Source organism: uncultured Clostridium sp., from assembly GCF_963527835.1.
Lineage (GTDB): Bacteria > Bacillota > Clostridia > Clostridiales > Clostridiaceae > Clostridium.
Window position 1 is genome coordinate 1 of the sequence record NZ_CAURTC010000046.1, and the last position, 26816, is coordinate 26816.

Sequence of the window (26816 nt, forward strand, 5' to 3'; positions counted from 1 at the left end):
TATAGTTCAAATATGGGCTTTTTTTTTAATGTCGCACTTGATTATACAATTCATCTTATATTAAAATTATTGACCAAAACTAGTGATAATATGCATTAAAACAAAAGGTTTGGTGTATAGTTACACTATATATTAAAGAGAGGATTAGACACATGGGGAAAATGGTATTATTAAAAGATGAAAATATTAAAATTATTAAAATAAAGGAATTAGAATTATATAAACAATTATAAAATGAAATAAGGGCTTCAATTAAGATCATCAATATTAATTGAAGTCCTTATTTCATTTTAACTACCTATAATAGGCATAGAATGAATATATTCATTATTTTTTAGTTGATTAACCATAAAATAAGCTATATCTTCTCTAGAAATATTAAAATTTAGCTTAACATCTCCAAAACTAACTTTAATTTTTTTAGTAAATGGAGAATCTTTTGGAGCCATAAATCTTACAATTGTCCAATCTAAATTAGAATTAATAACTTGTTTGTTTACTTCTAAAAGAACCTTTTTTGCTTTTGGTAGTAATACTGATGCCATAATTCCAGGCATAATTGTTGCTAAAGATGGTTTATCATTTTTAAATTTTATGGATGGAGTAGACCAATCTATAAGTCTAGTAACATTTAATTCTTTCATAGCTTTAATAATATTATTATGAGCTTCTATTGAGGATCTATCTTCATATCCCCACTTCATAGATATTCCTAATGCTGCTATAACTGCATCACAACCAGCTATGGCTTCTTTTATTTTATTATAATCAGATATTTGACCAATATATACATTAAGATTTTTATCGACAGTTTTTAATTTATCTGCATTACGTACATAGGCATTTACACTATATCCTTGTGCTAGAGCATGCTTTACAATAAATTTTCCGATTCCACCTGTTGCACCAAAAACGGCAATTTTCATAATATAAATCACTCCTAATAGATAATTTTTGTTGATAGATTTAATTTATCATAATATAATATTAAAATAAAGTACTATTAAAAAAGATAGTACTATTTAAAAAAATAGTAAAAGGAGTGTTTTTATGGAAGTTCGTGAAGAAAAAAATTTTAAAGATTGTTCATTTGCAAAAGTTCAGAAAATAGTTAGTGGAAAATGGAATATGTTAATTATATATTTATTAAATGAGAAAACACATAGATTTGGTGAATTACATAGAAAATTACCAGAAATGACACAAGCAACATTATCTAAACAATTAAAATCATTGGAGGGATATGGAATTGTTCATAGAAATGTATTTAATCAAATACCACCTAAAGTAGAATATTCTCTTACTGAAATTGGCGAAAAATTTTTACCTGTATTAGATTCATTAAAAAAGTGGTCAAAAGAATATGAAGATTTCCATACTTATATTAATAAATAAAGATATTTCGTAATTTTAAATAAAGCAGTAGGTAAAGAAATTAATCTTACTTACTGCTTTATTTTATGTAAAAACTTTTTTATAAAACAAATTCACTTATTACTTGTCCTATTTTAACTATATCGGAATTCCCTTTAAAATCAAATTTTACTTTTCCTAATCCACTAAAGTACATTTCTAATTCACTATCTAAATCAAATGTACCTGCAGTTTCAACAGAATATGCTTGTATTTTTGAATAGGGTAGAGAAGTATAATCTTTTTTTGCACCAGTAATACCTTGTACATTAACAGCAATTACTCTTTTAGATGTAAATACCACATAATCACGAATAGCTCTATAAGAACTTAATATAATTTCACCAAATATAAGTAGTGGTTCAATTTGCTTACTTATATCATCATTTGAAATTTGTTTTAGCTTAAATAAAGCTCCATTATTGAAATCAATCATTATTTTTCCTCCTAAAATAAATTTAATCTTTTCAATTATAGCATAACTACCTCCAATTGGAATAATATTTGACAAATACCCCATAAACTATAAAATTATATTATAAGGGGGAATAATGCAATGACTAAAAAAATTATATCTAGTTTATTAACAGCACTATTAATAATGGGTGCTATACCGATAGGAGTTTCAGGAGAATGGAGACAAAATTCAGATAGTAGCTGGAGTTGGATGGAAAATGGCTATTATAAATATTATGATGGTTGGGAACAAATTAATGGAAAATGGTATTATTTTAAAATAGGAAAGATGCAAACTGGTTGGATAAAGTACTGCAATACTGATTGGTACTATTTAGGAAATGATGGAGCAATGCAAACTGGTTGGATAAAAGATGGAGGTATATCTTATTATTTAAAAGATAATGGGGAACTTGCTAAAGATACTGTTATTGATGGTTCTTATTTTAATTCAAGCGGAATAGTTCAACCTAAGGAAAAACAAAAAGTTTTAGTTGACGATAAATATGTTAAAATTACATATTTAGGAGTAGATAAAGTTGGAGAGCTATATGATAAAGCTATAATAGAAATAGAAAATAAAAGTGCTGAAGATATAAGATTAACAATTGATAATATAACAGTTGATGGATATGAAATTCCATATGTTATATTTGGAACAACTATTATTTCAAGAGACAAATTAATAAAATCTATAGACTGCGATAAAGCATTTGTAAGAACAAATTTTGAGAATATGAATGGAGAGTTTGTGATTAAATTACAAGAAGACTATAAGACTCTCAAAACAGAGAATTTTTCTATAAAATTTTAAAAAATATATTATTAGTAAAAGGGCAGTATGTAGATTAATTTTTATATATTGCCTTTATTTTTTTGTGTAAATCAAAAACAAATATTACAACTATTAGATTGTTTTACAATAAAGTACAAATAATGTACAATGATACTATAAATTAGAAAAGGGGAAATAATTATGTCAAAAATGATTAAATGTAAAACATGCGGAGCTGATATAGCTTCAAGTGCAAAAACGTGTCTAGGTTGTGGTGCAAAAAATAAGAAACCTTTTTATACTAGATGGTGGTTTATACTTATTGCTATATTTATAATAATAGGAGCTTTAGGTGGAAATAAAGGTAATAACGAAGCAACTACTACTTCAAAAAATGAAAGCACATCAGAAACTATAGCTAAAGATGAAAGTTCTTCATCAGCAGATGCTTCAAAAGATAGTGCAGATTCTGCCAAAAAAACTGATAGTGTTCCAACTGAATATAAATCTGCATTAAAGAAAGCTCAAACATATTCAGACGATATGTATATGTCTAAAGCTGGAGTATATGACCAATTGACATCTGAATACGGAGAAAAGTTTCCAGCAGAAGCAGCTCAATATGCTATAGATAATGTTAAAGCAGATTGGAATAAAAATGCATTAGAGAAGGCAAAAACATATCAAGAAACAATGTCTATGTCAAAAAGCGGGATTCATGATCAATTAATATCTGAATACGGAGAAAAATTTACTGAGGATCAAGCCCAATATGCAGTAAGCCATTTAGAATAGCAATATATATAATGGTAAATAAAAGCCAGTAGCTTAGAAAAAATTTCTAGCTTACTGGCTTATTTTTATTTTACATAGTCTTGAAAAGTAGTATTGCTATAATCTATATGTCCATAACTACAAGCCCATACCATAGCAGCATGTCGACCATTTCCAATTCTAACATACTGATCATGCTTCATATCACAATTTATAGAGTCAAAATAATAATCCTTACCATCTATTGTATTAATTCCAGTATAAGCACAACCGTAGGCGGCATCAAAATAATACCAATTATTATTTATATATTTCCAACCATTAGCTTTAGAGCCATCATCATTTTGGTATTCCCAACCTCCATAATAAACACCATTTACCCATCCTTCATTTCCTTGATGTTGAATCCATGTTCCAACAAAAGCTTTAGTTGAAAATAACATACAACTTATAAATATCATGCTAAAAATTTTCACTAATGTTTTTTTCATATACTTTACCACCCTTTAAATTTATTATTAAAATATATTAAAATCTACAACTTCATATTGCTTTAAATCTTTACTTATATTTATAGATACAACATAATTATATTTTATTTTTGCACCAAAACTATTTATTGTTGTTACGTTTCCTTTGACTTGGTAATATCCACCTCCATCTTCATTATCTGAAATTTTTTCTAAATTTGCACCTACAAAATCTGCATTGTTAGGATAAGTTAAATTCGATTTTACGAGTTCAATAGACATGGATACCATTTTTTTGTTCTAAGTCATTCCAGAGTTCATTCTGTTTTATTTTAGTAGCATAAGTTAACATATACTGAAGATTCTTTTTATTATTTTCAGTAAATATATCATCTACATTTGGATGTTTATTACTCCAATCTATTGATATATCATCACTAAAATTCTTGTCCCCAATTTTTATACTATAATGTGTAACTAGTAATGGTGAATTAGAATTGTTAGTACCTTTTTCAGTTGTTGAAAGTTCCTGTACATGATAATTATTAGTGTATTTGCTTAAAACATCAACTAAACTTTGACGTAATGTTGTTTCTTGTTCTGTTATTATTGGTTCAATTTCTTTTTTGTGTTTATTGTTATTTATAAGAAATATACCTCCTAAACTAATAATAAAAACTATAATTATCGGAATTATTATTTTTAATAATTTATTCATTTTATATCGCCTCCCTAGATAGTTGCTTATAACTATAAAAGTTAAGTTATTCCAATGAAATTTGAATTGAGCACTACATGTAAGCTATTAACATAATTAATATACATATAAAGCAGTATAATAAATATAGAGGATTACACATAGAAGATTGGAGTGATTTTATGGAAAAGATATTAATAAGTCGTAGGAGTTCAGCGGAAAGATGGGATTTCTCAAGTACAAAAGTCATAGAAAAATATGAGAAAGAAAGGATTTTAACTAGGAATCCTAACATAAAAGTACCACGTTATTATATGGAAGAAGTTCTAAAAATTGAAGCATTAGAAGAAGTAAACCCTTTATCACCATTAGAAAGAAGGCAATTAGAAAAAAGAATTGAAGAACTTGAAAAAGAACTAAATATTTATAAAGAAAAGATTAATAATATAAAAATGTTATTAATCTAGTATTTATGTTAATTAAAATATGTTCCTTTTTATGTATATAAAATAGATTATAAAATTAATAAAAAATATAAAGGGTAGAATGTAGTACAATATACTGCACTCTACCCAACATTACCAATAATAAAATTATTTACAGCATGGAGCTTATTAGAGCTAAAAACATCTCTAGAAGAGATTTAGTTATAGCACAAAAATATAATTGTATAAGTTTATATTAGATGATTATTTAGAATAGTTTCTGTTGATTATTTCAATCATCATTTCTTTGATTTTCTTTTCTGCTGCTGGTATTGCTTCTGGATTAACTATTTTTACAGTTATTCCAGTTTTACAATTCTTTTTCTCTTTCAACATTTTTAAATTCCTCCCTTCAATTAATAATACTTTTCTAATTTTTTATTAATAATTGATGATTACTTATAGATCTAAATAAAGTGTTATTATTTTTATTACAGGGTTTTATAAGATTAAGAATTATTTATTTTGGTTCTTTTCTTTAGAAAATATTCTTTCATCATCTTTATGATTATCATATAGCCTTAATAATGACTCTGTAATTAATCTTGAAACTTCTGGAGTAATTTCATATTCCCAGTTAAAATACATATTTATCTTCCTTTCTAAGTATACTTTACTTTTTTTATTTTTTGTCAACATATTGTCAACGCTAAATAAGTTTTTCAAAATAATAATAAAAGTAATTTAGTGTTAATAAATTTTACACAATAGCTGAAAACTAAGTAAAATAAGTATGTTACAGTGCTATTTAATTATTTTAAATGCAAATATTATTTTACACCTTTTGAATGGGTAACAACCCAATGGTAGGATGTACCGTTTAGGAGATATTATACCATAATTATGTAAAATAAATATATGAGAGCAACAAGCTCTTGATATTATAAAAGTTAGTAGAAGTAAAGGAAATAGAGAGATGAAAGCATATTTAAAAATGCATCCAAAGAACCGAATTAACTCTGTATACATAAAATTATAGAACGTTGTACAGAGAGAAAAGTTCATCAAAAATATATGATATCCTAAATAAGGAAGGCTTTATTTTTAAACCTTTTTGGATACAGCATTTTAATATAAAACTTTGTACATCGTTTTATCAAATTCTATAATACGATTATCAAAGGAAAATTCAATGTTAAGATTAGAAAAACCAATAATTACAATAGAAACAATAAAAGCAATGGAAGATATGTCTTACTTCACCCATGCGCTTATATTTGATGATTTACTTATTATTGCACAAAAAGAAACAAATTGCTTTGTTTTAAAAACCACTGATGGATTAATTGTTATAGATGCTATTTGGCCATGTGAAGAGGCATTTAATGTGATTGTTTTTGCAATTAAAGATGTTGGCTGGAATCCTGGAGAGATAAAAAAGCTAGTGTTAACTCATGGACATATAGACCATACAGGATGTGGGAAGTGGATTGTAAATGCTTTTCATGCTAAAACATATCTATCAAAAAGAGATGATATATTTTGGCAAACTGAACCAGCAAAAAAGAGTAGACCTGAGACATGGAAGGATTATGAAATTGATGTTTATGTGCAGGATGGAGATAAAATTATCCTTGTGGATAAAATAATTTATGTATATGATACTCCAGGACATACACCAGGTGGTCTTAGTTTTATATTTAATGTAACAGAAAATAAAAAGATATATCAGGCTGCGTTATGGGGTGGATCTAATCCACCTTCCAATATAGAAGATATTATTATTTATATGAAGTCATTAGATTACTTTATAGAACAGGCTGAAAATAAAAAGGTAGAGATAGCACTTAGTAATCATACAGGATTAGATAATGGAATGGAACGTATTGCATATTCACAAAAAAGAATGAGTTATATGCCAAATATTTATTTAATTGGACAAAGCGGATTTCGTAAATACTGTCAGTTGTTTCGTAACTTATGTTATGAAAGATTGGAAATGATGAAATAAATTTTAAAAAAGCACTATTATTCTTGGTTGGATGTAGTGCTTTTTCTCTTTGACATTAACTTTTATGTGAGTACCAAGAAATTAATTGTGATAATTAATTTTGAAATAAGAATATAATAAATATATTTGTTATTAAATATCCTTTAAAAGAGAAATTTCAGTAATATTTTTCTTATGTTCTAAAACTAGAATATATAATTAGTAAACATTAAAATAGCACAATTAAATTAAGTAAAAGTTAATATTTATGGAAAAAATTATATAATATAATTAAGTAGTAGATAAATAAAATTTTTATATTTAAGGGGTAAGAATAATGAAAAAAGTATTTATTTTAGTTATTGTAGGAATAGTATTAATTTCATCTGTAGGATGTAATACAAACTCTAAAACTCAAACTACTATATCTAATAAAGAAAGCGAAGTTTTAAATGAAAATAAACTTGTAGATGAAAAAATAAATCTTGATAATGCAACTGATATTGATGTGGAAATTTATGCAGCTAATGTATCTATTAAAAGCTATGATGGTGAAGAAATTAAGGTAACAGGTAAACTTTCTAAAAAAAGTGAAGGCTTGGATGTAAAAAGAAATGGTAATGAAATTCAAGTAATTGAAAAAGGATATAAATCAAATGGGGAAGATAATATATCTAAATTCGATATTCTAGTTCCTTCAAAATTTAAAGGGGATTTTACATTTGATCAAGGAGCAGGAACAGCAGATATAGAAGGGATAAAGGTTAAAAACATTCATATTAGTGGTGGTTCAGTAAAATCAAAATGTGAAGATATTAAATTTGATAAGTTAAATTTAGATTTAGGAGCTGGAATTTTTGATTTAAATTTAAAGGAAAAGTGTGGAGATATTGAAGTTAATGGAGGAGTGGGAAAATTAAATCTTAAAATGGCAGAAGTAGGGGGAAATCTTAGATATGAAGGGGGAGTAGGTGATATTGATATTACAATACCTAAAAATTCTCCAGTTAAGTTGTTAGCAGAAAAAGGCCTTGGACATTGTAATATTGATGCCCAAACATCAGGTGATGAAACTTATACTTTTGATTTAGCGGTTGGAGTTGGGTCAATAAATGTACGAAATTAGATTAAGATAATCGTTTTTTTTTAGAGATCATAGATAATTTTGTATTTACGCAAAATTATTTATGGTCTCAACTTTATTTCATATATTTTTCTACTAATTCATAGCATCTTTCTTTAGTGGTTTGTGCTAATGCCATTCCATATATTAATGGTTCTGCTGTTCCACCTTTATATTGTAACGATGCCTTTTTAGATTCATCATCTCTATAGGATATCCACTTAATTTCTTCATTTTTTAATTTGTTCATATCATCAGATGATAGCTGCTTTTGTAATACACTATATATTTCATTTAAAGCATTATCCCATCTTTCATATTCTTGTCTGGCTGCTAATCTCATTTCCCAAGTACCACCTGCTTTTAAATCTGCTAGATCTTTCATGCCTAATTCAATAGTATCTAGTTTATCCTTATATATTTGTTTTGTACTTTCTTGTGTTTTGGGGGTAGCATTATTTTCTTTTCCTGATTTTTCTGTGTTTTTATTATTAACTTCTTTAGTAGCATTTTGTGAGTTCTTATTAATACTAGTATTAGTGTTATTTTTTATTTTGTTAGTTTCAGTAATTTTATTATCTGAATTATTAGCTGTTTTAGTTATATCCTTTTCATTAGCTTTATTATTTTCAGTAGATATATTTTCTTGTTGTTCATTTTTAGGTGTAATATCCTTGGTACTGTTTATACACCCTATGAAGTTGAAACTAGTCAATCCTATTAAAATTAAACTTAATATTGTTTTTTGTTTCATTAAAAGTTCTCCTTAGATTTTAAGATAGTGTAAACTTGTTTACACTACGCTTTTAATTTTTTCTTTATATATCAAGGGTTCGACCGTTTTTTTGTATAAAAAAACAATGACCCCCTTAATTTCGTGTTAAAATTGAATCTCTAACCAAACAAAATAACTACGAAAGGTTGTCATTGTCATGGATTCAATTATAACTTATTTACTTTTATATAATCAATACTTAGTTAAAACTATTTGTGAATTGCTACTATTCATTTCGAAATATATACCACTTAAACAAATGAGCTTTGATGATTCTAATAGTCCTGAATATCAAAAGTTTAAAGTTGATAAGCTACCTACAATTCTTAAATTTGAGAAAGTAGATTATAAACTTCTTTTGACTTATATTGATTATCTAGTTATTTTATTTTTTATGTTATTTTTTCATAGCGTACTTTACACTATCAATTTTAATATAAATTTTGGTAAGAAAGATCAATGGATTATAAATTATTACATATATTTTATATAATATCATATTTCAATAAATACTTTAATTTTGATAAAATAAGGATATTAAGTATAGTTTTAATGTAGCTGACTTAATTAAAAAAGTGATTGGGGAGTAAATAGAGTTTAGGATAATGAATGGAGAACGGTATCATAAGTAAATGAGGCTTATAGCTTTAGGTATTGATATAACTAGCCTAAGGCTATTTTTATTTGCACACATACAAACCTTTCATGAACTGTAAGTGTTATATGCCATTATTGTTTTGTATAATAAACTCAAATACATGATTAATAAAAACATTAGTTTAGTTATTATGAAATTAGAATTTATTATCTAAAGTGCAATGCACTTTATTAAATGGAGGAAATAAGGAATGGTTGAGAAAATATTAGAAGTACAATCTTTACGTAAGTATTATGGGAAAAAGGATAATATTACAAAAGCTATAGATGGCATTAGCTTTCAAATTGTGGATGGGGAGTTTGTTGGTATTATGGGAAGTAGTGGGTCTGGGAAAACAACATTACTGAATTGTATTGCAACAACTACTTGTCCAACAGATGGGAAGATTATTTTAAAGGGTGAAGATATAGGCCGGTTTAAAGGAAAGAAATTGGCTGATTATAGAGGAAATCGTATTGGATATCTGTTTCAAAATTTCGAATTGATTGATAACCTGAATGCTAGAGAAAACATTATGTTGCCTGTTGCAATTCATAATATGATAGGAAAAGAAGATGAAAAAAGAATTGATGAACTTACAAAATATTTTGAGATTGAAGATGTAATGACAAAATTCCCATCAGAAATGTCTGGTGGACAAAAACAGCGTGTAGCAGCGGCTAGAGCATTAATTATGAATCCGGGAATAGTTCTTGCAGATGAGCCAACAGGTGCATTAGATTCAAAGAATGCAAAGTTATTAATGAAAAAACTTTCTGGACTAAATAAGGAGCAGAAGGTAACTATTTTAATGGTAACTCATGATCCAAATGCAGCAAGGTACTGTTCACGAATTTTATTTATTCAGGATGGAATTATTTTTCACGAAATTAGAAGAAGAGTTCCAGAAGAATCTCAAGAAGCTTTTTATGAAAGAATTATTTTGGTAATGGCACAATTGGGAGGAGGAAGTGCAAATGTTCTTTGATTTAGTTAAGAAAAATAGTAAACGAAATAGAAAAGAAAATGGACTATTTTTTGTATCTTTGATTGTGTCAATAATAGCATTTTATATTATTTTATCATTAGAAAATCAGGATGTAATAATATTCTTAAAAACAATAGAAAGTGATGCAGTTAATCATCTATTATTACTAACTCCTGTACTATATGCAATTTCACTATTTATCTTATTCTTTTTAGTTTATTTTTCAGGAAAGTATCAATTAGAAAAAAGAAGTCATGAGATTGGTATGTATTTGATGCTTGGTATGCGTCGTAAAAGATTATTCTTTATGCTTCTGGTAGAAGAGGTATGGAATAGTATTATATCACTTGCTATTGGAATTCCCATAGCTGTTTTTATATCAGAAATGATTAGCATGATTACAGCTAAAATTGTAGGGCTTGGAATTATAGAACATAAATTTTCTTTTTCTATTTTGGCAGTTCTATGGACAATATTTGGTTATTTAATCATTAGACTGCTAGCATTACTAATATTAAGTAGAAATATTGCAAAAAAAGAAATAATGCAATTACTATCAGAGTCTCAAGACAAAAAACATAGGGGGGGCAATGGAGTTTTTACAATAATAAAGCTCTTACTCGGAGTTACATTATTGGTTATTGCTTATGTACTGGCTATTGAAGGAGATTCATGGACTTCTATTAAGGTTATGGGAATTACAGTTGTTTTAGGGCTTTGTGGTACTTTTCTTTTATTTCATGGTATTGGAATATTATTTGAAACTATTCTTAAAAAGATAAAGAATAAAAATGGGTTAGAGGTATTTACATTTAGACAATTACAGGAGAATGTATTTCTTAAATCAAATTCTCTTGCAGTTTCATCACTATTAGTTTTGATAGCATTGTGCTGCTTTGGTTATGGAGTTTCAGTAAGTTTTAATTCTAGTTCAAAAAATCAGAATGTGCTACATTATACATTTAAAGGAGATGGTAAAGAGATAAGGGAAGAATTAGATAATTTACAAATGCAAAATTATATGAATGAAATATTTGATGTTAGAACAGGTAATTTAAGGAGTAGAGATAACAAAGATATCTTTTCTGCAAAAAATTTAATAGAGGCTGTGAAGAAGCAGGTAGCTTCTAATCATAAAGATATATTATTAAATAATCTTCAGTATTTAACATATCCAAATGTGATTTCCCTATCAGGATATAATAACATTCTAAAGTTGGAAGGAAAGGATACCATCAAGCTTGGTAAGAATCAAGTAGCATTATATAATGGTCTAGAGTTTTCAGATGGAAGTACAGCAGAGATATTGAGAAGTGTACTTAAAGAAAAAGTAAAAGTAGGAATAGGAAATGAAGAATATGAGCTTGTAGAACAACTTTGCCAAGATAATATTGTAACTGACCGTTCTATAAATATTAGTTATGGATTTATTCTTTCAGATGATGTATTTGATCGTTTTACAAATGGAGAATATAGTTCTTATTGGAATACAACATTAAAAGATGATTTTGTGAAAGATAATGGGTTAATGCAGGCAATTAGACAGGTAAATGAATTACTTAATAGGACAAATCTAAAGTATGAAAGCTACTTGCAAAATATGGGAAGACAATTGTTTTATACTGTGGCAGCTAGCTATACAACAATTTATCTTGCAATTATTTTCTTAATTATTGCCAATACTGTTATAGGAGTTCAATTTTTAATGCAGCAACAAAAGACAGGAAGACGCTATCAGACAATAATTCGTCTTGGATGTAATTATAATGATTTATGTAAATCAGCTAGAAAACAGATAAAATGGTATTTTTATTTTCCAGTAGTGGTTGCGGCAATTGGAAGTATATTTGGAATTAGATCATTATTTTCAGGGATTATCCCTTCAGAAATGAAATCAAAAATTGGTACATTAATGATAGTTGCAGTACCTATAATTCTTGTACTTTGTATGGTAGAATTTTGTTATATAATTGCTGTAATGCAAATAAGTGATAGGCAAATAGCAGCATTAATGGATATGAAAAGAGAAGATAGTTAATGATATAAAATTACATTAAGTTAAATATATAAGGGGGATTCAAATGAAAAAGATTGGAATAGTTGAGGATGAATTATTTATGAGAGAAGAAATTGTATCTATATTGCAGAAGGAAGCATACGATACTTGTTGTATTACCAGCTTTATTAACACAGCAGAAGAAATCTTAAAGTCATCCCCTGACCTTGTGTTATTAGACTTAAATTTGCCAGGAGTAACTGGTTTTGAAATATGTAAGTCCATTAGGATGAAAAGTACTGTCCCTATACTGGTTTTGACTAGTAGAGATCAATTAAAAGATGAGCTACATGCTTTAGGGTTAGGAGCAGATGAGTACCTTACAAAGCCATGCAATAAAGATAGATTAATAGCTAGAATTTCTAATTTGCTTCGTAGATATGAAGATAGAAATCATTTTATTGAAATAAAAGGAGTAAAACTTGATTTAGAAACTTATACAATGTATGCTAATGAGCAGTCCATTGTACTAACTGAAAATCAAGGAAAAATAATGGAGCTTCTTTTATTAAATGTAGGTAAAATTGTTATAAAAGATATGCTATTTGAGAAAATATGGGGAACTAAAGAGTACATTGATGAAAATGCACTACAGGTTAATATGACAAGGTTAAAAAAGACAATTAAAAGTTTAAACATGAAGTATGAAATTATAACAGTAAGAGGCAAGGGATACAATCTTGTGGCAATTGAGGAAAAAGAAAATGATTAGAAAATTAGTTAGCATATTTTTTAAATATAAAATATGGTTTATTGTAATTATGATTTTTAATATTATGTTTGGTGTTTTTCTTTGGTTAATTGATGCTAATAGTTTTAGTTATATTTTTCCAAATATGATAATTGGTTGCATTTTGTTATATAGTTTAATTAGTCTTCTAATTTATAGTATAGATAAAAGAAAAAAGGAAGCGATTATAGATTTTATAAACAACCCAAATTTGAAAGAAGAAGAAGTATGTCTTAGTTTTTTTTCAGGTGGAGAAAAAGAAATTATTCATTTAATTGGAGAAAAGCTTCGTAAAAAGGAGGAGCTAATCAAAAAACAAGATTTAAATTTAAAGGAATATGAAGAGTATATAGAAACATGGGCACATGAGATAAAAACGCCATTAGCGTTGATGACATTTGTTCTTGATAATAGAAAGGAAGAGATTTTATTTCCAATCTATCAGAGATTAGAATATGCAAGAACTAAAATGCAAGAAGATATAGAAAGAATGTTATATTATGCAAGAGTAAAATCTGAGCATTTAGATTATATTTTTACCAAAATATCACTTGATGAAATCTGTAAAGATGTTATTGATGAGTATAAAAACTTAATAGAGGAACAAAAAATTATTATTAATAATGAAGTAGGAAATATACAGGTGCTTTCCGATAAAAAAGGGTTACTATTTGTGTTAAGACAGGTTTTAAGTAATTCTATAAAATATATGGATAGAGAGGAATTCAATCCGTTCATAATACTGATTACTAAGATTGATAATAAAAGTGGTAATATAATGCTTGTAATTAAAGATAATGGAATAGGAGTTAAGCCGTATGATTTGCCATTTTTATTTGATAAAGAATTTACAGGAGATGCTGGAGAGCAGAGAAAACAATCTACTGGAATGGGACTTTATTTGGCAAAGCAAGTAGCTGATAGCCTAAAAATTGAAATCGAAGTTTCAGAAGAATACAAAGATGGTTTTGAAATATCTTTGTTATTTCCTATCATAGAATAGTAAAACCTCACTTACTACTGATACTGAGAACAGTGTCATAAGTAAATGAGGTTTTTACTAAAAGTGGCAATATGGTGTATTATTATATGGAACTAAGATAAATCAATATGTATTATGGGGGAGTATTTTATTAAAGAGAATATTTTCTATTTGCATTAATAGATTGAAAAAATCATATAAGAATGTAGAGGTACTATTATACGAAAAAAATTTCGATTCTTATCAGGTATGGTTAGAGTTTTTTTATGAAGAGATAAAATGATGAAAGAGAAAGAATAATAGAATTTAATATTATAAATTTCTGTCACCATCAGAAGTAAAACATAAAGAACTTATGCAAAAGTATTTAAAATATAATGAAATTTAAATAATAAAAAAATCTCCTTTTAAAATATATTTTTAAGGATATTTTTTAGTTTTATAAATTAAGAGTACTAAATAAAATTGAAAATTTTAAATTATACTATAGAATAGTAGTATAAAAATAATTAATATTGGAGTGGAAAAATGGACGCATTAGAGAAAAAATTACAACAGGAAGTTATAAAAAGTTGTGAAATAGCAGAAAAAGAATGTGGTTGTAAAATGACAAGATTTCTAGAAACAATAGAGAGATTTGGAATAGTTAGAACTGCGCAGGAAATTTTCAGAAAAGGCAGAACATCTGATTGTTTTAGTAAATTAGTAGAAGAAGGATGTATTGAATTAACAATGGAGGCGATTATTGTAGAGCCTCAATATGCAAAATTATTTACTGATGAAGAAGTAAATAGTTGTTATGAACTGTTATGTGAAAAGGGATATTACTAAAAGCATTATCCATTATTTGTGATAAGGTTCTCCGTATCACAAATAATGGATTAAAGACTTGATTATTTAAATTAAGGCTACTTTTATATTTAAAAATATTAACTAGGAAACAAAGGAGTGAGATTATGATAGATATAAGTCTTAAATTAGAAAGAGATAATAATGTGTGGAATTGGCTGAAAAATAAATAAAGTAAAATTTGAAATGCTGATAAAATAGGTTAAAATGATTATAAAATATAACTGAAAAAAGAGGTAGATAAAGTATGATAAAACCAATTATAAAAGATATATTATTTTTAGGTCAAAAATCAGAAGATGCAACAAAAAATGATATAGCAGTAATTGATGATTTAATAGATACCCTAAGAGCAAACCTAGAGCATTGTGTTGGCTTGGCTGGGAACATGATTGGAGTAAAAAAGCGTATATTGGTATTTGCTGTAGGAAACCTTATTGTGCCTATGGTGAATCCAGTTATATTAAAAAAAGAAAAGATTTATGAAACAGAAGAGAGCTGTTTATCTTTAACAGGATTTAGAAAAACAAAAAGATATGAAACAATAGAGGTGGAGTATCTTGATAGAAGCTTCAAGAAACAAAAGCAGGTGTTTACTGGATTTATAGCACAAATTATTCAACATGAAATGGACCATTTTGAAGGAATCATAATTTAATTTAGTTGTAGACATGAAAATAGGACTTACCATAATAAGGTGGGTCATTTGTGTATCTTTAATTTATAGAGAAATATTGTGAGTAAGGATATTTGTATATACTTGAGAAATAATATATGATTACAATTTATATAAAAAATCTATTGATTTCATGTTTACTTAAAATAAATTAATTATGAAAAATATAGTTTGTTAATTGTAATATATATTAAAAAGTTTAAAATAATTTTGTGTTAAGAATAAACCTTATCATTTGATATTAAATGATAAGGTTTATTTAAAGTTAAATATATTATTTTCGTAAAAACATAGTCATTTAAGTGGAAAATGACTGTTTTAATAAAGATTTAAACACTCTATAAACATAAATAGTACTTTATTTTATTTAACTGTTTTAAAACATATCCAAAATAAATTTCAATTAAATTTATTTTTATTGAAACAAAATTTAATATATAGGTATCATTATTAGTGTAAGGAGTGTGAAATGTGCAAGAAACAAATATTGAAAAATTAATTACTGACATATATAACAATACCTATGATGACGTATTAAGATATGTAGTATCAAAATGTAGAAGTAGTGATGATATAGCAGATATAATGCAAAATATATATTTGAATTTTTATAAAGCTTTAAAAAATAAAAGAGAAATAAAAGAATATAAAAAGTATTTAATAAGAATTGCAAGAAATGAAGTATATAAGCATTATGGATTATTAAAAATGGTACAAAACCATATTCCAATATTTTCACTAAATGATGAGAAACAATTTAAAAACATTCAGGAGGATTTAAATATTGAATATAACTATGAAGAAGAAGCATTATGTGAGGAAATATGGGGGTATATAAAGAAAAAGGATATACTTACTTTTAAGATATTTGTTTTATATTTTCAAAGTGATTTGAAAATAAAAGACATAAGTAAGAGGCTTAATGTAAGTGAGTCTACTGTTAAAAATAGATTGTATCGGACAATGAATAAAATAAATGAAGAATTTGAAATATAGGAGGGTGTATTTTGAATAAAGAGGATATAGTTAAAAAAGCAATTCGTAAAGGATTAGAATCTAAAGAAGAAATATTACAGAATATTTTAAATGTAGTGAGAGAAGAGGAAAAAATAGAAAATAAAAAGATTGACTTAGAAATATTAATACTAGAATTAATTCAAAGAAAGGATATGTATGGATATGCAGTAATTAAAGAATTAGGAATTAAGTCTAAGGGCACATTTCTAATGCAAGAAGGTGAAATATATCCAATTTTACATTACTTAGAAGGAAAGGCTTTATTAGAATCATACTGGATTCGTGAAAGCGATAATATAGATAAAAAATATTATAGATTAACTAGAAAAGGAAGAGAATATTTAAAATTTAGGGCTGAGGATACTAAAAACATTAAAATGTTAGAAAATATGGGGAAATTACAAAAGATAACATAAGTATATTTTAAAATAAGATATTTAAATAATAAAAAGTAGTTAAAGTGTTAATGTTTAATAAGTTAAAAATTAATAATAATCTGGTGAGGTGATGAAAAGATGACTATAAAAGATAGTGATGATATAAAAAAATATATTAGTGATGTGTGCTCACAAGTAAAGAATAAAAGAATGCATAATGAAATAAGAGATGAATTAAGTGCACATTTAGAAGAAAAGGCAAATGAATATATAAAATCAGGAGAAAAAAAAGAGAAGGCTTTAAAGAAAGCAATTAATGAAATGGGTTCGTCTAAACATGTAGGAAGTGAACTTAATAAGCTACACAAGTCTAAGCCAGAATGGAGCATAATAGCGTTAAGTATTGGATTGGTATTATTTAGTGCTGTAATAATAAGATTTTTTGAGTGGAATGGGGCACTTGAAAATAATCATATACCAAAGAATAATATTATATTTAGCATACTGGGGATATTTGTATTTATAATGTCATGCTTCATTGATTATAGGAAGATTAAGAAATATTCAAAGTATATTTATATTATTGGTTTATTCTCTTTAGCTTATACTGTATTTTCAGGAATTCAAAGTGTTAATGGAGTAAGACAATGGTTACCAATAGGTGGATTAACTATAAATATTGGATATTTTGCACCAATAATAATAATAATTGCTTTAGCAGGAATATATGATAAATATGATTGGAATAATAAAAGAAAAATTATAATAGCTTTATTTTTAGGTTTATTACCATTGATATTACTTGTAAGAACCAATTCACTATTTAGTTTTATTATTTACGGAATTTCATTGAGTATATTAGTATATTTATCAAAAGCAAGCAAGAAGATATTAGGATTATTTATTAGTATTGAAACATTAATTATGATTTTAAGCAAAATAGGTTTTGATACTACTTCAAATTTTATTGATAGAAGTAATAATATTGATGGATATGGATATATTTATAATCAACTTAAAATAATTAGGAATTCATCAGTGTTAATTGGAAGAGCTACTAACTTTGATAAAAATATTATTCCAGAGTTTTATGTTGATTATATTCTTTCATATATAATATATAATTTTGGTTGGATAGTTGGGATTATAATTATTACTTTAATTGGAGTACTAATAATAAGAATGATTAAAGTAGCAGTATGTGTAAAAAATACTTATGCTAGATCTTTAGTTTTAGGAGTTGTATCTATAATAACAATTCAATTTATTTGCAATGTACTAATTACTTTTGAAGTTACTATAAGTGCGTATGTACCTATGCCACTACCTTTTATAAGTTATGGAGGAACAAGTACGATTATAAACATGTTTATAGTTGGAATTATAATTAATGTATACAAAGGGAAAAGCATATCTAAAATTGAAAAAATATAATACAAAAAGATTTAGATAAAATTGTTTGGCTGAAAAATCAATATTAAGTTATATATATAAACTGTTGATGAAATGTGTCATATGTGTTACAAAGGCTATTTTAAAGAATCTTCAAATATGTTAAGAAATGTTATGATAGCTTATTAAGCTAGAAGAGAAAGTTTATGGATAATGGAATAAAACTTAATTTATAGAAGAATAAAAGATAATGAAAGTAGTAGAGATGTATAAAAATTTGTTTTTACTACTTTTATTTTTTAGGATATGTTTTAAGTAAATGTTGATATTGTAGTATAAGGGAGAATTGACATTTGGATTTTTTTATTCAGAACTTTTTTATTAAGGAACAACTATAATATATATTTATTTTTAATTTATTGTTAGAATGTGGAATGAAAAGTAAAAGAGATATTTAAGCTTAATGTGAAAAATTCTTAATAATATTATTTTAAAAGTTAATATTTAATATAATATTTAATATTTTAATGTTATATTTTTGTGAATTTTATAATTTATAAAGTTTGCTATTAATATTAGTAAATTTTAGCACGAATATATAATGGAAATATTAATCATATATAGAAAATTATATTTATAATATTAACTAAAACCGATGAAGCTATAATATTAGAAAGGGTTTAATAAGTTTGATAATGAAAAATAGCATTGAATATTCATCAGCAAAATTAACTTCTATTGATGAAAAAATAATAACTATGGGAATAGTTAGAAAAATACAAAAAGATACTTTAATTATATGCGCTAATGAAAAAACTGAATTGAAAATTGATGAGGAAGTTTTTATAAATATTTTTAATAATAATCAGGGAATATCCATATATAATGGTATTATAAATAATATATTAGAAAATACTATAGTGGTTAAAAATATAAGATTTTTACTCGATAAAGAAAGACGAAATAACAATAGAATTATTGTAAATATGCCTTTAAAGGTAACAGAGATACGGAATATATCTGAAAAAGTAATAGAGTTATCTAAACCTATTTTTATGACAAGTAAAAATTTAAGCATTAGAGGAATACTGTTAGAGTGTGTTTTAGACATTCCTAAAGGCATTAACTTTTTTATTGAATTACCAATAGAAGATAAAAAAATATATATAGAAACTATTACTAAAAGAAAATATGAAAAGGATAATTTATATTATTATGGATGTGAATTCATATTAAAAGATATATCTCAGAATTATTTACTAGAAAATTTTATACTTAAAAATTATAATGCCAAGTTTTTCAAATATTACCCAAAATAATTTTAAATATATACAAGTAAAATAATATTTTTATTATGAAATTTAGGACGATAAATTAAGTATTTATGGTCTTTTTCCATTGTTGTAAATTTTTTGTATAAATAAATAAATTTCAAATTAAGAATTCTCAAAGCCCAATTATAATGTCACTTCACTTATTGCATATAACAGCACATATTTAAAACATATCCTTAATAAAAAATTAATATATTAAAATGGAATATTATGTAGTTAAAACATGTATTTGGTGTTAAAATATAACATAAAAGGGGTTGAGAAATATTGAATATTAAGAAGAAATTTATTATTTCGATGTTTGCTGTTGCAATTATGTTAATGGCAATTCCAACAATGAATGTACAAGCTGCAAGTAATGATAATAAAATAATATCAGATAATGATATAACAGTAAAAGAAGCTAAAAATTGGGCTAAATCTAAAGGTGCAACTAAAAACTTTATTGGTTTAGCAGATTTATATTGGGAATATTCATCTGATTGTGGTGATGTAAACCCTGCAATAGCATATGTACAAGCTGCCAAAGAAACTGGATATGGTAAGTTTACTGGTGTTTTAAATGAAAGTTATAATAATCCTTGTGGGCTTAAGACAGCAGCAGGTGGGGATGATAATGACAAAAATGCTCATGAAAGATTTGATAATTGGGATGAAGGAGTACAAGCTCACATGGATCATTTAGCATTATATGCAGGTGGTAAAGGATATCCTAAAAGTGATAGCTATGATCCAAGACATTTTAGAACTATTAAGGGAAAAGCCAAAACAGTAAAAGCATTAAGTGGGGTTTGGGCTCCAAGTTCTACATATGGTGAGGAAGTAAATGCACTTTATAGTGATTTATTAAAGTATTCTGGAGTTGATGTTGAAGATGGTGATGATAAAGATAACTCATCTAATTTATCACCAAATCCAGGAGTGCAAGAAAGTAGACCTAATTTACCAAATGTAAATGAAGTTCTTAATACAAGTAGTAATGAGAATAGTGGAAATGTTAATATTTCATCTAATATTGGTTGGAAATACGAAAATGGATCTTGGAGTTACTATAGATCAGATAATACAAAAGCTACTGGCTGGATAAATCCAGATGGTAATTGGTATTATCTAAAAGATAATGGAAGTATGGCAACTGGATGGTTAAATATAAATAACACATGGTATTATTTAAAAAGTTCAGGAGCAATGACAAAAGGATGGCTTAATATTAATGGAACGTGGTATTATTTAAAAGATACTGGTGCTATGATAAATGGACTTAATAATATAAATAATAAAATGTATTATTTTGATAATAGTGGTTTAATGAAAGTCGGTTGGAAAAATATTAATAATTATTGGTATTACTTTAGTTTAAATGGTGATATGCAAAGTGGATGGATTACAGATAATGGAACAAGATATTATTTATATGATACAGGGGCAATGGCAAAGGGATGGATTAATATAGATAATACCTGGTATTTCTTAAATGATAATGGATCCATTGCAACAGGTTGGAAGTCAAGTAATGGAGATAATTATTATTTAGATGTAAACACAGGAAAGATGCTAGTTAATACTGTAATCAATGGATATACTATTGGACTTGATGGAAAAAGAATGAATTCATCTTCTGATAAAGATTCCAATAAAGATAAAGATAATAATAAAACTTCAAATGAAAAAACTATTGTAATAGATCCAGGTCATGATTATGGAAAAGATTATGGATCTGAAAACAAAATCGATGGAACAACTTATAGTGAAACAGATTTAAATATACAAGTTGCATCTAAACTTAAGAATGAATTAGAGGACAGAGGCTTTAATGTAATAATGACAAGAAAAGCTAAAGAAAGACCATCTTATGGATCTTTAACAGCAAGTCTTTCTCATAAAACAGATACAGCTAATGATGAAAATGCCAATTTCTTTATAAGTATCCATCATAATTCAGCAGTAGAAACTGCTAAAGGTGTGGAGAGCTATTATAGTACAGCACCTAAAGATGATAAGTATGGTGGAAATTTAGATTATAATAGACTTGAAAAAAGTAAAAAAATGGCTAAAGTTATAAATGATAGCATTGTAAAAGTTATTGACACTAAAGATCGTAGCGTAAAAAATGATGCTGAACGTACTTTATTTGTACTTAGAAATACTAATATGCCAGCAGTGTTAGTTGAGGTTGGATTTATAACAAATCCTGAAGAAGCAGAAAGATGTGCAGATTCATATTATCAACAAAAAGTTGCAGAGGGAATTGCAGAGGCGATTGATGAAAACTTTAATATAATATCAAACAAATAGTAGAACGCCATAAAGAGTTTTATTTTTATAAAGCTATTTATGGTGTTTTTTATATTTAATTAATAATACAGTAGAAAGATTTAAATTAGATAAAAATAGCAATGAATAGTATTAAACATTAGTATAATTTTTATGAACAAGTGACAATAGGGAGTTTTATGTAAAAATAAAATCACCTACTGTTTTTCATTATAATTGCTTATTTTAAAAGGGATATTATAATAATACAAACTAAAGAAATATTTTCCTGTATAATATAAAATAGATAGAGTAAAGGTCATATTAAGAAAGGAAATTTGTAAGTTATGAATAATGAAGATATAAGAGAAAAAATATTTGAGTTATCAGATTCTAAATATAAAGAGTTTCATAGTAAGCTATGTCCAAATACTGATAATATTGTGGGTGTAAGGGTTCCTGTTCTTAGAAAATTTGCAAAAGAAATTTCTAAGGGGGAGTGGAGAAAATATTTAGCAGAAGCTTCTAATGAATATTATGAAGAAATAATGTTACAGGGAATGGTTATTGGATTAGCTAAAATGGATATTGAAGAACGATTTAAATATATCAGGGAATTTGTGCCTAAGATTTATAATTGGGGAATATGTGATACTTTTTGTGCAGGATTAAAATGTTTTAAATCTAATAAAGAAAAGGGATTTGACATTTTAAAGACATATTTAGCTTCACAAAAAGAATTTGAACTTAGATTTGCAGTTGTTCTTTTACTTGATTTTTATATTGTAGATGAGTATATAGATAGAGTAATAGAGATTTTAGACAATATACATCATGATGGGTATTATGTAAAAATGGCAGTAGCTTGGGCTATTTCAATATGTTATATTAAATATCCTGAAAAGACAATGATTTATTTAAAAGATAATAAATTAGATAATTTTACTTATAATAAAGCTCTACAAAAAATTACAGAATCATATAGGGTTGATAAAGATGAAAAAACTATAATTAGAAACATGAAAAAAAGTAGATGACATTTTATAAAATGTCATCTACTTTTTATTATTTAATAAGTTATTTGATAGAACCTTGCACGATTCCTTGAATAATTTGCCTTTGTACAAAGAAGTAGAAAATAACTATTGGGATAATAGCTAATATTAAAGCTGCCATTGCAAGTTCCCATTGCTTTGAGAAAGCTCCAAAGAAATTATTCATAGCAAGTGGAATAGTATTTATCTTACCATTGACAGTTAAGAATGGTAGTAAGAAGTCATTCCATATCCATATTCCATTTAATACAGCCACAGTTACAGTAGTAGGTTTTAGAAGTGGAAGTATTACGTTAGTGTAAACTTTCCATTTGCTACAACCATCTATAATAGCAGCTTCCTCAATTTCTTTAGGAATTCCTTTTATTACGCCGTGGTACAAGAATATACTCATACTAGACCCAAATCCAATATACATAAAGATTAATCCATAATGTGTACCTAACAAACTAAAATTGATGGAATCGATACCTAAAATTCCCATCCATTTAACAAGTGGTAACATTACAGCTTGGAAAGGAACTACCATAGCAGAGACAAATACGTAGAATATAATCTTACTAGCTTTAGATTGATTACGAACTAAAACCCAAGATGCCATTGAAGAAAATAAAATTATTAAAGCAACACTTACAACAGTAATGATAATAGAATTAATAAATGCACTTGTCATATGCATTCTATCCATTGCATCTAAATAATTACTAAAGTTCCATACAGAAGGTAAACCAGTTGTATTTACAAAGATTTCTCTTCTAGTTTTAAAAGAGTTTATAAACATTAAGTAAAAAGGAGTTAAGTAAAGTATTAATGCAATCCATGTTATAATTTCTAATGCACCTAATTTACGGCTATATCCATTTAACGTTGATAGCTTTTTGCTTTTTTTAGATGAACTAGCGGTATTTTCTGCAACATTTGTTTTCATTATGCTTCTACCTCCTTCTTTTTATTAAAGTATACTTGTGTTAATGACACAGCAGTTACAAATATAAAGAAAATAATAGCTTTTGCTTGTCCTATACCCATATTATTTACTACGAAAGCCTCTCTATAAATATTTAAAGATAACATCTCAGTTGTCTTTGCAGATGTTAAAGAGAAGTTTAAATCAAACATTTTAAATGAATTAGCTAATGTTAAGAACAAACATACTGTAATTGCAGGTCTTACCATTGGAATTGTAATATGTTTAAAAGTTTGAAAGCCATTAGCTCCATCAATATGACTAGCTTCTAATAAATCAGCAGGTACATTTTCAAGGGAAGCAACATAAATAACCATTATATATCCAGCATATTGCCATGAAGCAACTATCAACATTGCAAACATTGCAGAACCGGGATTTTGCAGTAATGAAGTTCCTAAGAATGATGAACCCATGCTTTGGCCAATTGAAGTGAATACAGAGTTAAACAAAAATTGCCATATAAATCCTAAAATTAATCCACCTATTAAGTTTGGCATAAAGAAACCAGTTCTTAAAATATTTTTTGTCTTCAAATTTCTAGTAACTATATATGCTAGTCCAAACCCAATTAAATTAATAGTAATTACGCTTGCAATAGTATATAAAATTGTTATTTTAAATGAATAAAGAAATTGGGCATCTTTCCAAATGCTTAAATAATTTTCAAATCCAACAAAACCATACTTTGGATTTGCGCCATTCCAGTTTGTAAATGTGTAATAAATACCCATAAAGAAAGGGATTATTACTACCATGATAAGAGAGAACAAGCAGGGACCTATAAAAAGCCAAAAATCTCTTTGTTCCTTACTATTCTTTTTCATATTTTCACTCCTTTGTAATAAAAATCACTATATATACAAATACAACTCATGTGTAATTAATGCTATATGTAATGTACTAATGAGTAATAAACATCCATAAGGAGAAATATTCTCCTTATGGATTTTAAAAACATTATTTAGAAGCATCTTGTAATTGTTGAATCATTTGAGTTTTATCAATATCTCCTCTAGCAAATTTAGAGAATACAGGTCCAATATTATTCATTGTGAATCCATCTGGAAGATTTGTGAATGCCCAAGGAATAGTTTTACCAGCTTTGTTAAACTCAACAATAGATTTAGCAAGTTCATCTTCAGGTTCAACTGTAAAGTTAGTGAATGCAGGAATCATCTTCATGCCTTTTACTATAGATGTTTGTCCAGCTTCACTAGTGACAATCCAATTTAAGAAGTCTTTAGCTTCTTTATTAACAGCTGAATCTTTATTAACAACCCAATACATAGGTACTCCAACAGGAATGCTTCCACTTATTTTTGGATCGTTATTAATAGCTAATGGAACGAAACCCTTAGGAAAATCTGCATTTAAGTCAGCCAATTCTTTACTAGTCCAGTTTCCTTGATGTAAGAAAGCTGTTTTGCCTAATCCAAAGTTAGCAACTTGCTTATTATAATCTATAGTATCTAGAGTAGCTCCACCACCATATTTGCAAAGTAAATCAACTAAGTTCATCCAATCTTTAAAATATTGATTATTAACAAAGTCAGCTTTTCCAGCCACATAATCTTTAACAAATTGAGATGGTTTTTCTTGTACAGCTAAAGGAATATTGAAAGTATGGTTACCAGTAACCCAAGTTTCTTTAGTTGTATAAGATACTACATTGTCTATTCCTAATTCAGCCTTTTTAGCATCTAAAGTTTCGAATGCAGCTTTTAGTTTATCAAAAGTATCTATAGATGAAGGATCAATACCAGTTTTATCTAAGATGTCTTTATTATACATTAATCCGTAACCTTCAGTTGCAGCAGGCATACCATAAACTTTACCATCTACTGTAACTGTATCTAATGTACCATTAACTGCATATTTAACCCAAGGTTCAGCAGTTAATTCATCAATTTTATGTTGCCAAACACCATAATCTCCAGCACCTTGAATCATGAATATATCAGGTTCAGTACCTTTTTGGAATTCAGCTTTTAATGAAGCACCATAGTCAGCACCACCACCAACAGAAGTTATATCAACTTTAACACCTGTTTCATCTTCATATTTTTTAGCAAGTTCTTTTAATTGGTCATTGATTTCAACTTTTAATTGAAATACCTTAACTGTCTTTCCAGCTCCATCCTTTTTAGCACTATTTCCAGCATTAGATGATGAACAACCAGCTACTGTACCTAACATAAGTGAAGCAGCTAATACTGTTGATAATGTTTTTTTCATTCTTAATTTCATTTTTGTACCCCTCCTATAAAATAGTATAATCATATAACTATATGTGGAAACGATTCCAAAACATATGTTAGTAAATTATATACGAACAATATTAAATATATACCTATCTCTTTACTTTTAATTTATATTTAACATTTAAATTCGTTTACTATGATTAAAAAATAGAAATATTAATAAAATATATCGGAAACGATTCCTGAAAACGATGTAAGCTTGTACTAAAAAACGCTGTAAATCGTTTTCTTAAATTAATTATAGCATCACATATTTTAATTTTCAAGTAGTATTAAAGAAAATTTTAAGTAACTATTCAGCCATAGCAAATTAATTTATTTCTAATATGATTTTAGATACA

Annotated in this window: 29 protein-coding genes; 18 read left to right on the forward strand and 11 right to left on the reverse strand. The window is 26.7% G+C overall.

The window, feature by feature from the left end:
* Window positions 1-290: 290 nt before the first annotated feature.
* Window positions 291-926 carry an SDR family oxidoreductase gene (locus RYM86_RS16295; protein ID WP_315081802.1) on the reverse strand — a complete coding sequence of 212 codons (636 nt, stop codon included), beginning with the start codon at window positions 924-926 and terminating at the stop codon, window positions 291-293.
* A 124-nt stretch (window positions 927-1050) separates the two neighbouring features.
* On the opposite strand from RYM86_RS16295, the gene RYM86_RS16300 reads away from it, so the two are divergent.
* Window positions 1051-1395, forward strand: coding sequence for a helix-turn-helix domain-containing protein (locus RYM86_RS16300; RefSeq protein ID WP_315081803.1), 345 nt, complete (start codon window positions 1051-1053; stop codon window positions 1393-1395).
* Between the two features lie 79 nt (window positions 1396-1474).
* Here RYM86_RS16300 and RYM86_RS16305 read toward each other — a convergent pair whose 3' ends face one another.
* Entirely contained in the window at window positions 1475-1849 is a 375-nt protein-coding gene (locus RYM86_RS16305; RefSeq protein WP_315081805.1) for a PH domain-containing protein, read from the reverse strand.
* Between the two features lie 120 nt (window positions 1850-1969).
* Between RYM86_RS16305 and RYM86_RS16310 the strand changes: the two genes are divergently transcribed.
* Both RYM86_RS16310 and RYM86_RS16315 read left to right on the forward strand, forming a co-directional pair.
* Window positions 1970-2683 carry a cell wall-binding protein gene (locus RYM86_RS16310; protein ID WP_315081806.1) on the forward strand — a complete coding sequence of 238 codons (714 nt, stop codon included), beginning with the start codon at window positions 1970-1972 and terminating at the stop codon, window positions 2681-2683.
* Between the two features lie 162 nt (window positions 2684-2845).
* Window positions 2846-3439, forward strand: a complete 594-nt coding sequence (locus RYM86_RS16315) for an Ltp family lipoprotein (protein ID WP_315081807.1) — start codon at window positions 2846-2848, stop codon at window positions 3437-3439.
* A 65-nt stretch (window positions 3440-3504) separates the two neighbouring features.
* Here the strand turns inward: RYM86_RS16315 and RYM86_RS16320 are convergent, their stop codons facing one another.
* From RYM86_RS16320 to RYM86_RS16330, 3 genes are read right to left on the reverse strand one after another with little or no spacing between them, the layout of a single operon-like run.
* The gene (locus tag RYM86_RS16320; RefSeq protein WP_315081808.1) at window positions 3505-3909 is read right to left on the reverse strand and encodes a hypothetical protein; all 405 of its coding nucleotides are present in this window, start codon (window positions 3907-3909) and stop codon (window positions 3505-3507) included.
* 27 nt (window positions 3910-3936) lie between these two features.
* The gene (locus tag RYM86_RS16325) at window positions 3937-4170 is read right to left on the reverse strand and encodes a hypothetical protein (RefSeq protein WP_315081809.1); all 234 of its coding nucleotides are present in this window, start codon (window positions 4168-4170) and stop codon (window positions 3937-3939) included.
* The gene (locus tag RYM86_RS16330; protein WP_315081810.1) at window positions 4160-4606 is read right to left on the reverse strand and encodes a hypothetical protein; all 447 of its coding nucleotides are present in this window, start codon (window positions 4604-4606) and stop codon (window positions 4160-4162) included. Before RYM86_RS16330 ends, RYM86_RS16325 begins: the two co-directional genes overlap by 11 nt.
* A 161-nt stretch (window positions 4607-4767) precedes the next feature.
* On the opposite strand from RYM86_RS16330, the gene RYM86_RS16335 reads away from it, so the two are divergent.
* Window positions 4768-5052: a transcription factor gene (locus RYM86_RS16335; protein WP_315081811.1), complete on the forward strand. Its 285-nt coding sequence runs from the start codon at window positions 4768-4770 to the stop codon at window positions 5050-5052.
* Between the two features lie 222 nt (window positions 5053-5274).
* Here the strand turns inward: RYM86_RS16335 and RYM86_RS16340 are convergent, their stop codons facing one another.
* A complete protein-coding gene (locus RYM86_RS16340; RefSeq protein WP_315081812.1) occupies window positions 5275-5406 on the reverse strand; it encodes a hypothetical protein in 132 nt (43 codons plus the stop codon).
* Between the two features lie 120 nt (window positions 5407-5526).
* A complete protein-coding gene (locus RYM86_RS16345; protein WP_315081813.1) occupies window positions 5527-5658 on the reverse strand; it encodes a hypothetical protein in 132 nt (43 codons plus the stop codon).
* 544 nt (window positions 5659-6202) lie between these two features.
* Between RYM86_RS16345 and RYM86_RS16350 the strand changes: the two genes are divergently transcribed.
* Both RYM86_RS16350 and RYM86_RS16355 read left to right on the forward strand, forming a co-directional pair.
* The gene (locus RYM86_RS16350) at window positions 6203-7021 is read left to right on the forward strand and encodes an MBL fold metallo-hydrolase (protein WP_315081814.1); all 819 of its coding nucleotides are present in this window, start codon (window positions 6203-6205) and stop codon (window positions 7019-7021) included.
* 316 nt (window positions 7022-7337) lie between these two features.
* The gene (locus tag RYM86_RS16355; RefSeq protein ID WP_315081815.1) at window positions 7338-8126 is read left to right on the forward strand and encodes a DUF4097 family beta strand repeat-containing protein; all 789 of its coding nucleotides are present in this window, start codon (window positions 7338-7340) and stop codon (window positions 8124-8126) included.
* A 73-nt stretch (window positions 8127-8199) separates the two neighbouring features.
* On the opposite strand, the gene RYM86_RS16360 is transcribed toward RYM86_RS16355, so the two are convergent.
* Window positions 8200-8877 carry a lysozyme inhibitor LprI family protein gene (locus RYM86_RS16360; RefSeq protein ID WP_315081817.1) on the reverse strand — a complete coding sequence of 226 codons (678 nt, stop codon included), beginning with the start codon at window positions 8875-8877 and terminating at the stop codon, window positions 8200-8202.
* An 869-nt stretch (window positions 8878-9746) separates the two neighbouring features.
* Here RYM86_RS16360 and RYM86_RS16365 point away from each other — a divergent pair.
* The 12 genes from RYM86_RS16365 (at window position 9747) to RYM86_RS16420 (ending at window position 23226) form a co-directional block, all read left to right on the forward strand.
* Window positions 9747-10523 (forward strand): ABC transporter ATP-binding protein, encoded by a 777-nt coding sequence (locus RYM86_RS16365; RefSeq protein WP_315081818.1) that lies wholly within the window; start codon window positions 9747-9749, stop codon window positions 10521-10523.
* On the forward strand, window positions 10513-12561 hold the full coding sequence (locus RYM86_RS16370; RefSeq protein ID WP_315081820.1) for an ABC transporter permease: 2049 nt from the start codon (window positions 10513-10515) through the stop codon (window positions 12559-12561). The genes RYM86_RS16365 and RYM86_RS16370 overlap by 11 nt, the downstream gene beginning before the upstream one ends.
* Window positions 12562-12604: 43 nt before the next feature.
* Window positions 12605-13291, forward strand: a complete 687-nt coding sequence (locus RYM86_RS16375; RefSeq protein ID WP_315081821.1) for a response regulator transcription factor — start codon at window positions 12605-12607, stop codon at window positions 13289-13291.
* On the forward strand, window positions 13284-14312 hold the full coding sequence (locus tag RYM86_RS16380; RefSeq protein WP_315081822.1) for a sensor histidine kinase: 1029 nt from the start codon (window positions 13284-13286) through the stop codon (window positions 14310-14312). The genes RYM86_RS16375 and RYM86_RS16380 overlap by 8 nt, the downstream gene beginning before the upstream one ends.
* Window positions 14313-14819: 507 nt before the next feature.
* On the forward strand, window positions 14820-15122 hold the full coding sequence (locus RYM86_RS16385; RefSeq protein ID WP_315081823.1) for a hypothetical protein: 303 nt from the start codon (window positions 14820-14822) through the stop codon (window positions 15120-15122).
* A 265-nt stretch (window positions 15123-15387) separates the two neighbouring features.
* Window positions 15388-15798: a peptide deformylase gene (locus tag RYM86_RS16390; RefSeq protein ID WP_315081824.1), complete on the forward strand. Its 411-nt coding sequence runs from the start codon at window positions 15388-15390 to the stop codon at window positions 15796-15798.
* A 489-nt stretch (window positions 15799-16287) separates the two neighbouring features.
* The gene (locus tag RYM86_RS16395; RefSeq protein ID WP_315081825.1) at window positions 16288-16812 is read left to right on the forward strand and encodes an RNA polymerase sigma factor; all 525 of its coding nucleotides are present in this window, start codon (window positions 16288-16290) and stop codon (window positions 16810-16812) included.
* Between the two features lie 11 nt (window positions 16813-16823).
* Window positions 16824-17249, forward strand: coding sequence for a PadR family transcriptional regulator (locus RYM86_RS16400; protein WP_315081827.1), 426 nt, complete (start codon window positions 16824-16826; stop codon window positions 17247-17249).
* A gap of 99 nt (window positions 17250-17348) precedes the next feature.
* Window positions 17349-18644 (forward strand): FtsW/RodA/SpoVE family cell cycle protein, encoded by a 1296-nt coding sequence (locus RYM86_RS16405; RefSeq protein WP_315081829.1) that lies wholly within the window; start codon window positions 17349-17351, stop codon window positions 18642-18644.
* Between the two features lie 653 nt (window positions 18645-19297).
* Window positions 19298-19921 carry a PilZ domain-containing protein gene (locus tag RYM86_RS16410; RefSeq protein WP_315081830.1) on the forward strand — a complete coding sequence of 208 codons (624 nt, stop codon included), beginning with the start codon at window positions 19298-19300 and terminating at the stop codon, window positions 19919-19921.
* A 282-nt stretch (window positions 19922-20203) separates the two neighbouring features.
* Entirely contained in the window at window positions 20204-22231 is a 2028-nt protein-coding gene (locus RYM86_RS16415; protein ID WP_315081831.1) for an N-acetylmuramoyl-L-alanine amidase, read from the forward strand.
* Window positions 22232-22536: 305 nt separating this feature from the next.
* Window positions 22537-23226 carry a DNA alkylation repair protein gene (locus RYM86_RS16420; RefSeq protein ID WP_315081832.1) on the forward strand — a complete coding sequence of 230 codons (690 nt, stop codon included), beginning with the start codon at window positions 22537-22539 and terminating at the stop codon, window positions 23224-23226.
* 40 nt (window positions 23227-23266) lie between these two features.
* Here the strand turns inward: RYM86_RS16420 and RYM86_RS16425 are convergent, their stop codons facing one another.
* The 3 genes from RYM86_RS16425 to RYM86_RS16435 form a co-directional block, all read right to left on the reverse strand.
* Window positions 23267-24172 (reverse strand): carbohydrate ABC transporter permease, encoded by a 906-nt coding sequence (locus RYM86_RS16425; RefSeq protein ID WP_315081833.1) that lies wholly within the window; start codon window positions 24170-24172, stop codon window positions 23267-23269.
* The gene (locus tag RYM86_RS16430; protein WP_315081835.1) at window positions 24172-25038 is read right to left on the reverse strand and encodes a sugar ABC transporter permease; all 867 of its coding nucleotides are present in this window, start codon (window positions 25036-25038) and stop codon (window positions 24172-24174) included. The genes RYM86_RS16425 and RYM86_RS16430 overlap by 1 nt, the downstream gene beginning before the upstream one ends.
* 133 nt (window positions 25039-25171) lie before the next feature.
* Window positions 25172-26461: an ABC transporter substrate-binding protein gene (locus tag RYM86_RS16435; protein WP_315081836.1), complete on the reverse strand. Its 1290-nt coding sequence runs from the start codon at window positions 26459-26461 to the stop codon at window positions 25172-25174.
* Between the last annotated feature and the right edge of the window lie 355 nt (window positions 26462-26816).

Bases quoted from the DNA above. Each gene is read 5' to 3' on its own strand.
- RYM86_RS16305 (WP_315081805.1), bottom strand. From the start codon at position 1,849: ATGATTGATTTCAATAATGGAGCTTTATTTAAGCTAAAACAAATTTCA.
- RYM86_RS16350 (WP_315081814.1), top strand. From the start codon at position 6,203: ATGTTAAGATTAGAAAAACCAATAATTACAATAGAAACAATAAAAGCA.
- RYM86_RS16355 (WP_315081815.1), top strand. From the start codon at position 7,338: ATGAAAAAAGTATTTATTTTAGTTATTGTAGGAATAGTATTAATTTCA.
- RYM86_RS16360 (WP_315081817.1), bottom strand. From the start codon at position 8,877: ATGAAACAAAAAACAATATTAAGTTTAATTTTAATAGGATTGACTAGT.
- RYM86_RS16325 (WP_315081809.1), bottom strand. From the start codon at position 4,170: ATGTCTATTGAACTCGTAAAATCGAATTTAACTTATCCTAACAATGCA.
- RYM86_RS16345 (WP_315081813.1), bottom strand. From the start codon at position 5,658: ATGTATTTTAACTGGGAATATGAAATTACTCCAGAAGTTTCAAGATTA.
- RYM86_RS16380 (WP_315081822.1), top strand. From the start codon at position 13,284: ATGATTAGAAAATTAGTTAGCATATTTTTTAAATATAAAATATGGTTT.
- RYM86_RS16385 (WP_315081823.1), top strand. From the start codon at position 14,820: ATGGACGCATTAGAGAAAAAATTACAACAGGAAGTTATAAAAAGTTGT.
- RYM86_RS16375 (WP_315081821.1), top strand. From the start codon at position 12,605: ATGAAAAAGATTGGAATAGTTGAGGATGAATTATTTATGAGAGAAGAA.
- RYM86_RS16410 (WP_315081830.1), top strand. From the start codon at position 19,298: ATGAAAAATAGCATTGAATATTCATCAGCAAAATTAACTTCTATTGAT.
- RYM86_RS16370 (WP_315081820.1), top strand. From the start codon at position 10,513: ATGTTCTTTGATTTAGTTAAGAAAAATAGTAAACGAAATAGAAAAGAA.
- RYM86_RS16310 (WP_315081806.1), top strand. From the start codon at position 1,970: ATGACTAAAAAAATTATATCTAGTTTATTAACAGCACTATTAATAATG.
- RYM86_RS16330 (WP_315081810.1), bottom strand. From the start codon at position 4,606: ATGAATAAATTATTAAAAATAATAATTCCGATAATTATAGTTTTTATT.
- RYM86_RS16295 (WP_315081802.1), bottom strand. From the start codon at position 926: ATGAAAATTGCCGTTTTTGGTGCAACAGGTGGAATCGGAAAATTTATT.
- RYM86_RS16420 (WP_315081832.1), top strand. From the start codon at position 22,537: ATGAATAATGAAGATATAAGAGAAAAAATATTTGAGTTATCAGATTCT.
- RYM86_RS16365 (WP_315081818.1), top strand. From the start codon at position 9,747: ATGGTTGAGAAAATATTAGAAGTACAATCTTTACGTAAGTATTATGGG.
- RYM86_RS16405 (WP_315081829.1), top strand. From the start codon at position 17,349: ATGACTATAAAAGATAGTGATGATATAAAAAAATATATTAGTGATGTG.
- RYM86_RS16340 (WP_315081812.1), bottom strand. From the start codon at position 5,406: ATGTTGAAAGAGAAAAAGAATTGTAAAACTGGAATAACTGTAAAAATA.
- RYM86_RS16315 (WP_315081807.1), top strand. From the start codon at position 2,846: ATGTCAAAAATGATTAAATGTAAAACATGCGGAGCTGATATAGCTTCA.
- RYM86_RS16430 (WP_315081835.1), bottom strand. From the start codon at position 25,038: ATGAAAAAGAATAGTAAGGAACAAAGAGATTTTTGGCTTTTTATAGGT.
- RYM86_RS16435 (WP_315081836.1), bottom strand. From the start codon at position 26,461: ATGAAATTAAGAATGAAAAAAACATTATCAACAGTATTAGCTGCTTCA.
- RYM86_RS16425 (WP_315081833.1), bottom strand. From the start codon at position 24,172: ATGAAAACAAATGTTGCAGAAAATACCGCTAGTTCATCTAAAAAAAGC.
- RYM86_RS16390 (WP_315081824.1), top strand. From the start codon at position 15,388: ATGATAAAACCAATTATAAAAGATATATTATTTTTAGGTCAAAAATCA.
- RYM86_RS16335 (WP_315081811.1), top strand. From the start codon at position 4,768: ATGGAAAAGATATTAATAAGTCGTAGGAGTTCAGCGGAAAGATGGGAT.
- RYM86_RS16300 (WP_315081803.1), top strand. From the start codon at position 1,051: ATGGAAGTTCGTGAAGAAAAAAATTTTAAAGATTGTTCATTTGCAAAA.
- RYM86_RS16320 (WP_315081808.1), bottom strand. From the start codon at position 3,909: ATGAAAAAAACATTAGTGAAAATTTTTAGCATGATATTTATAAGTTGT.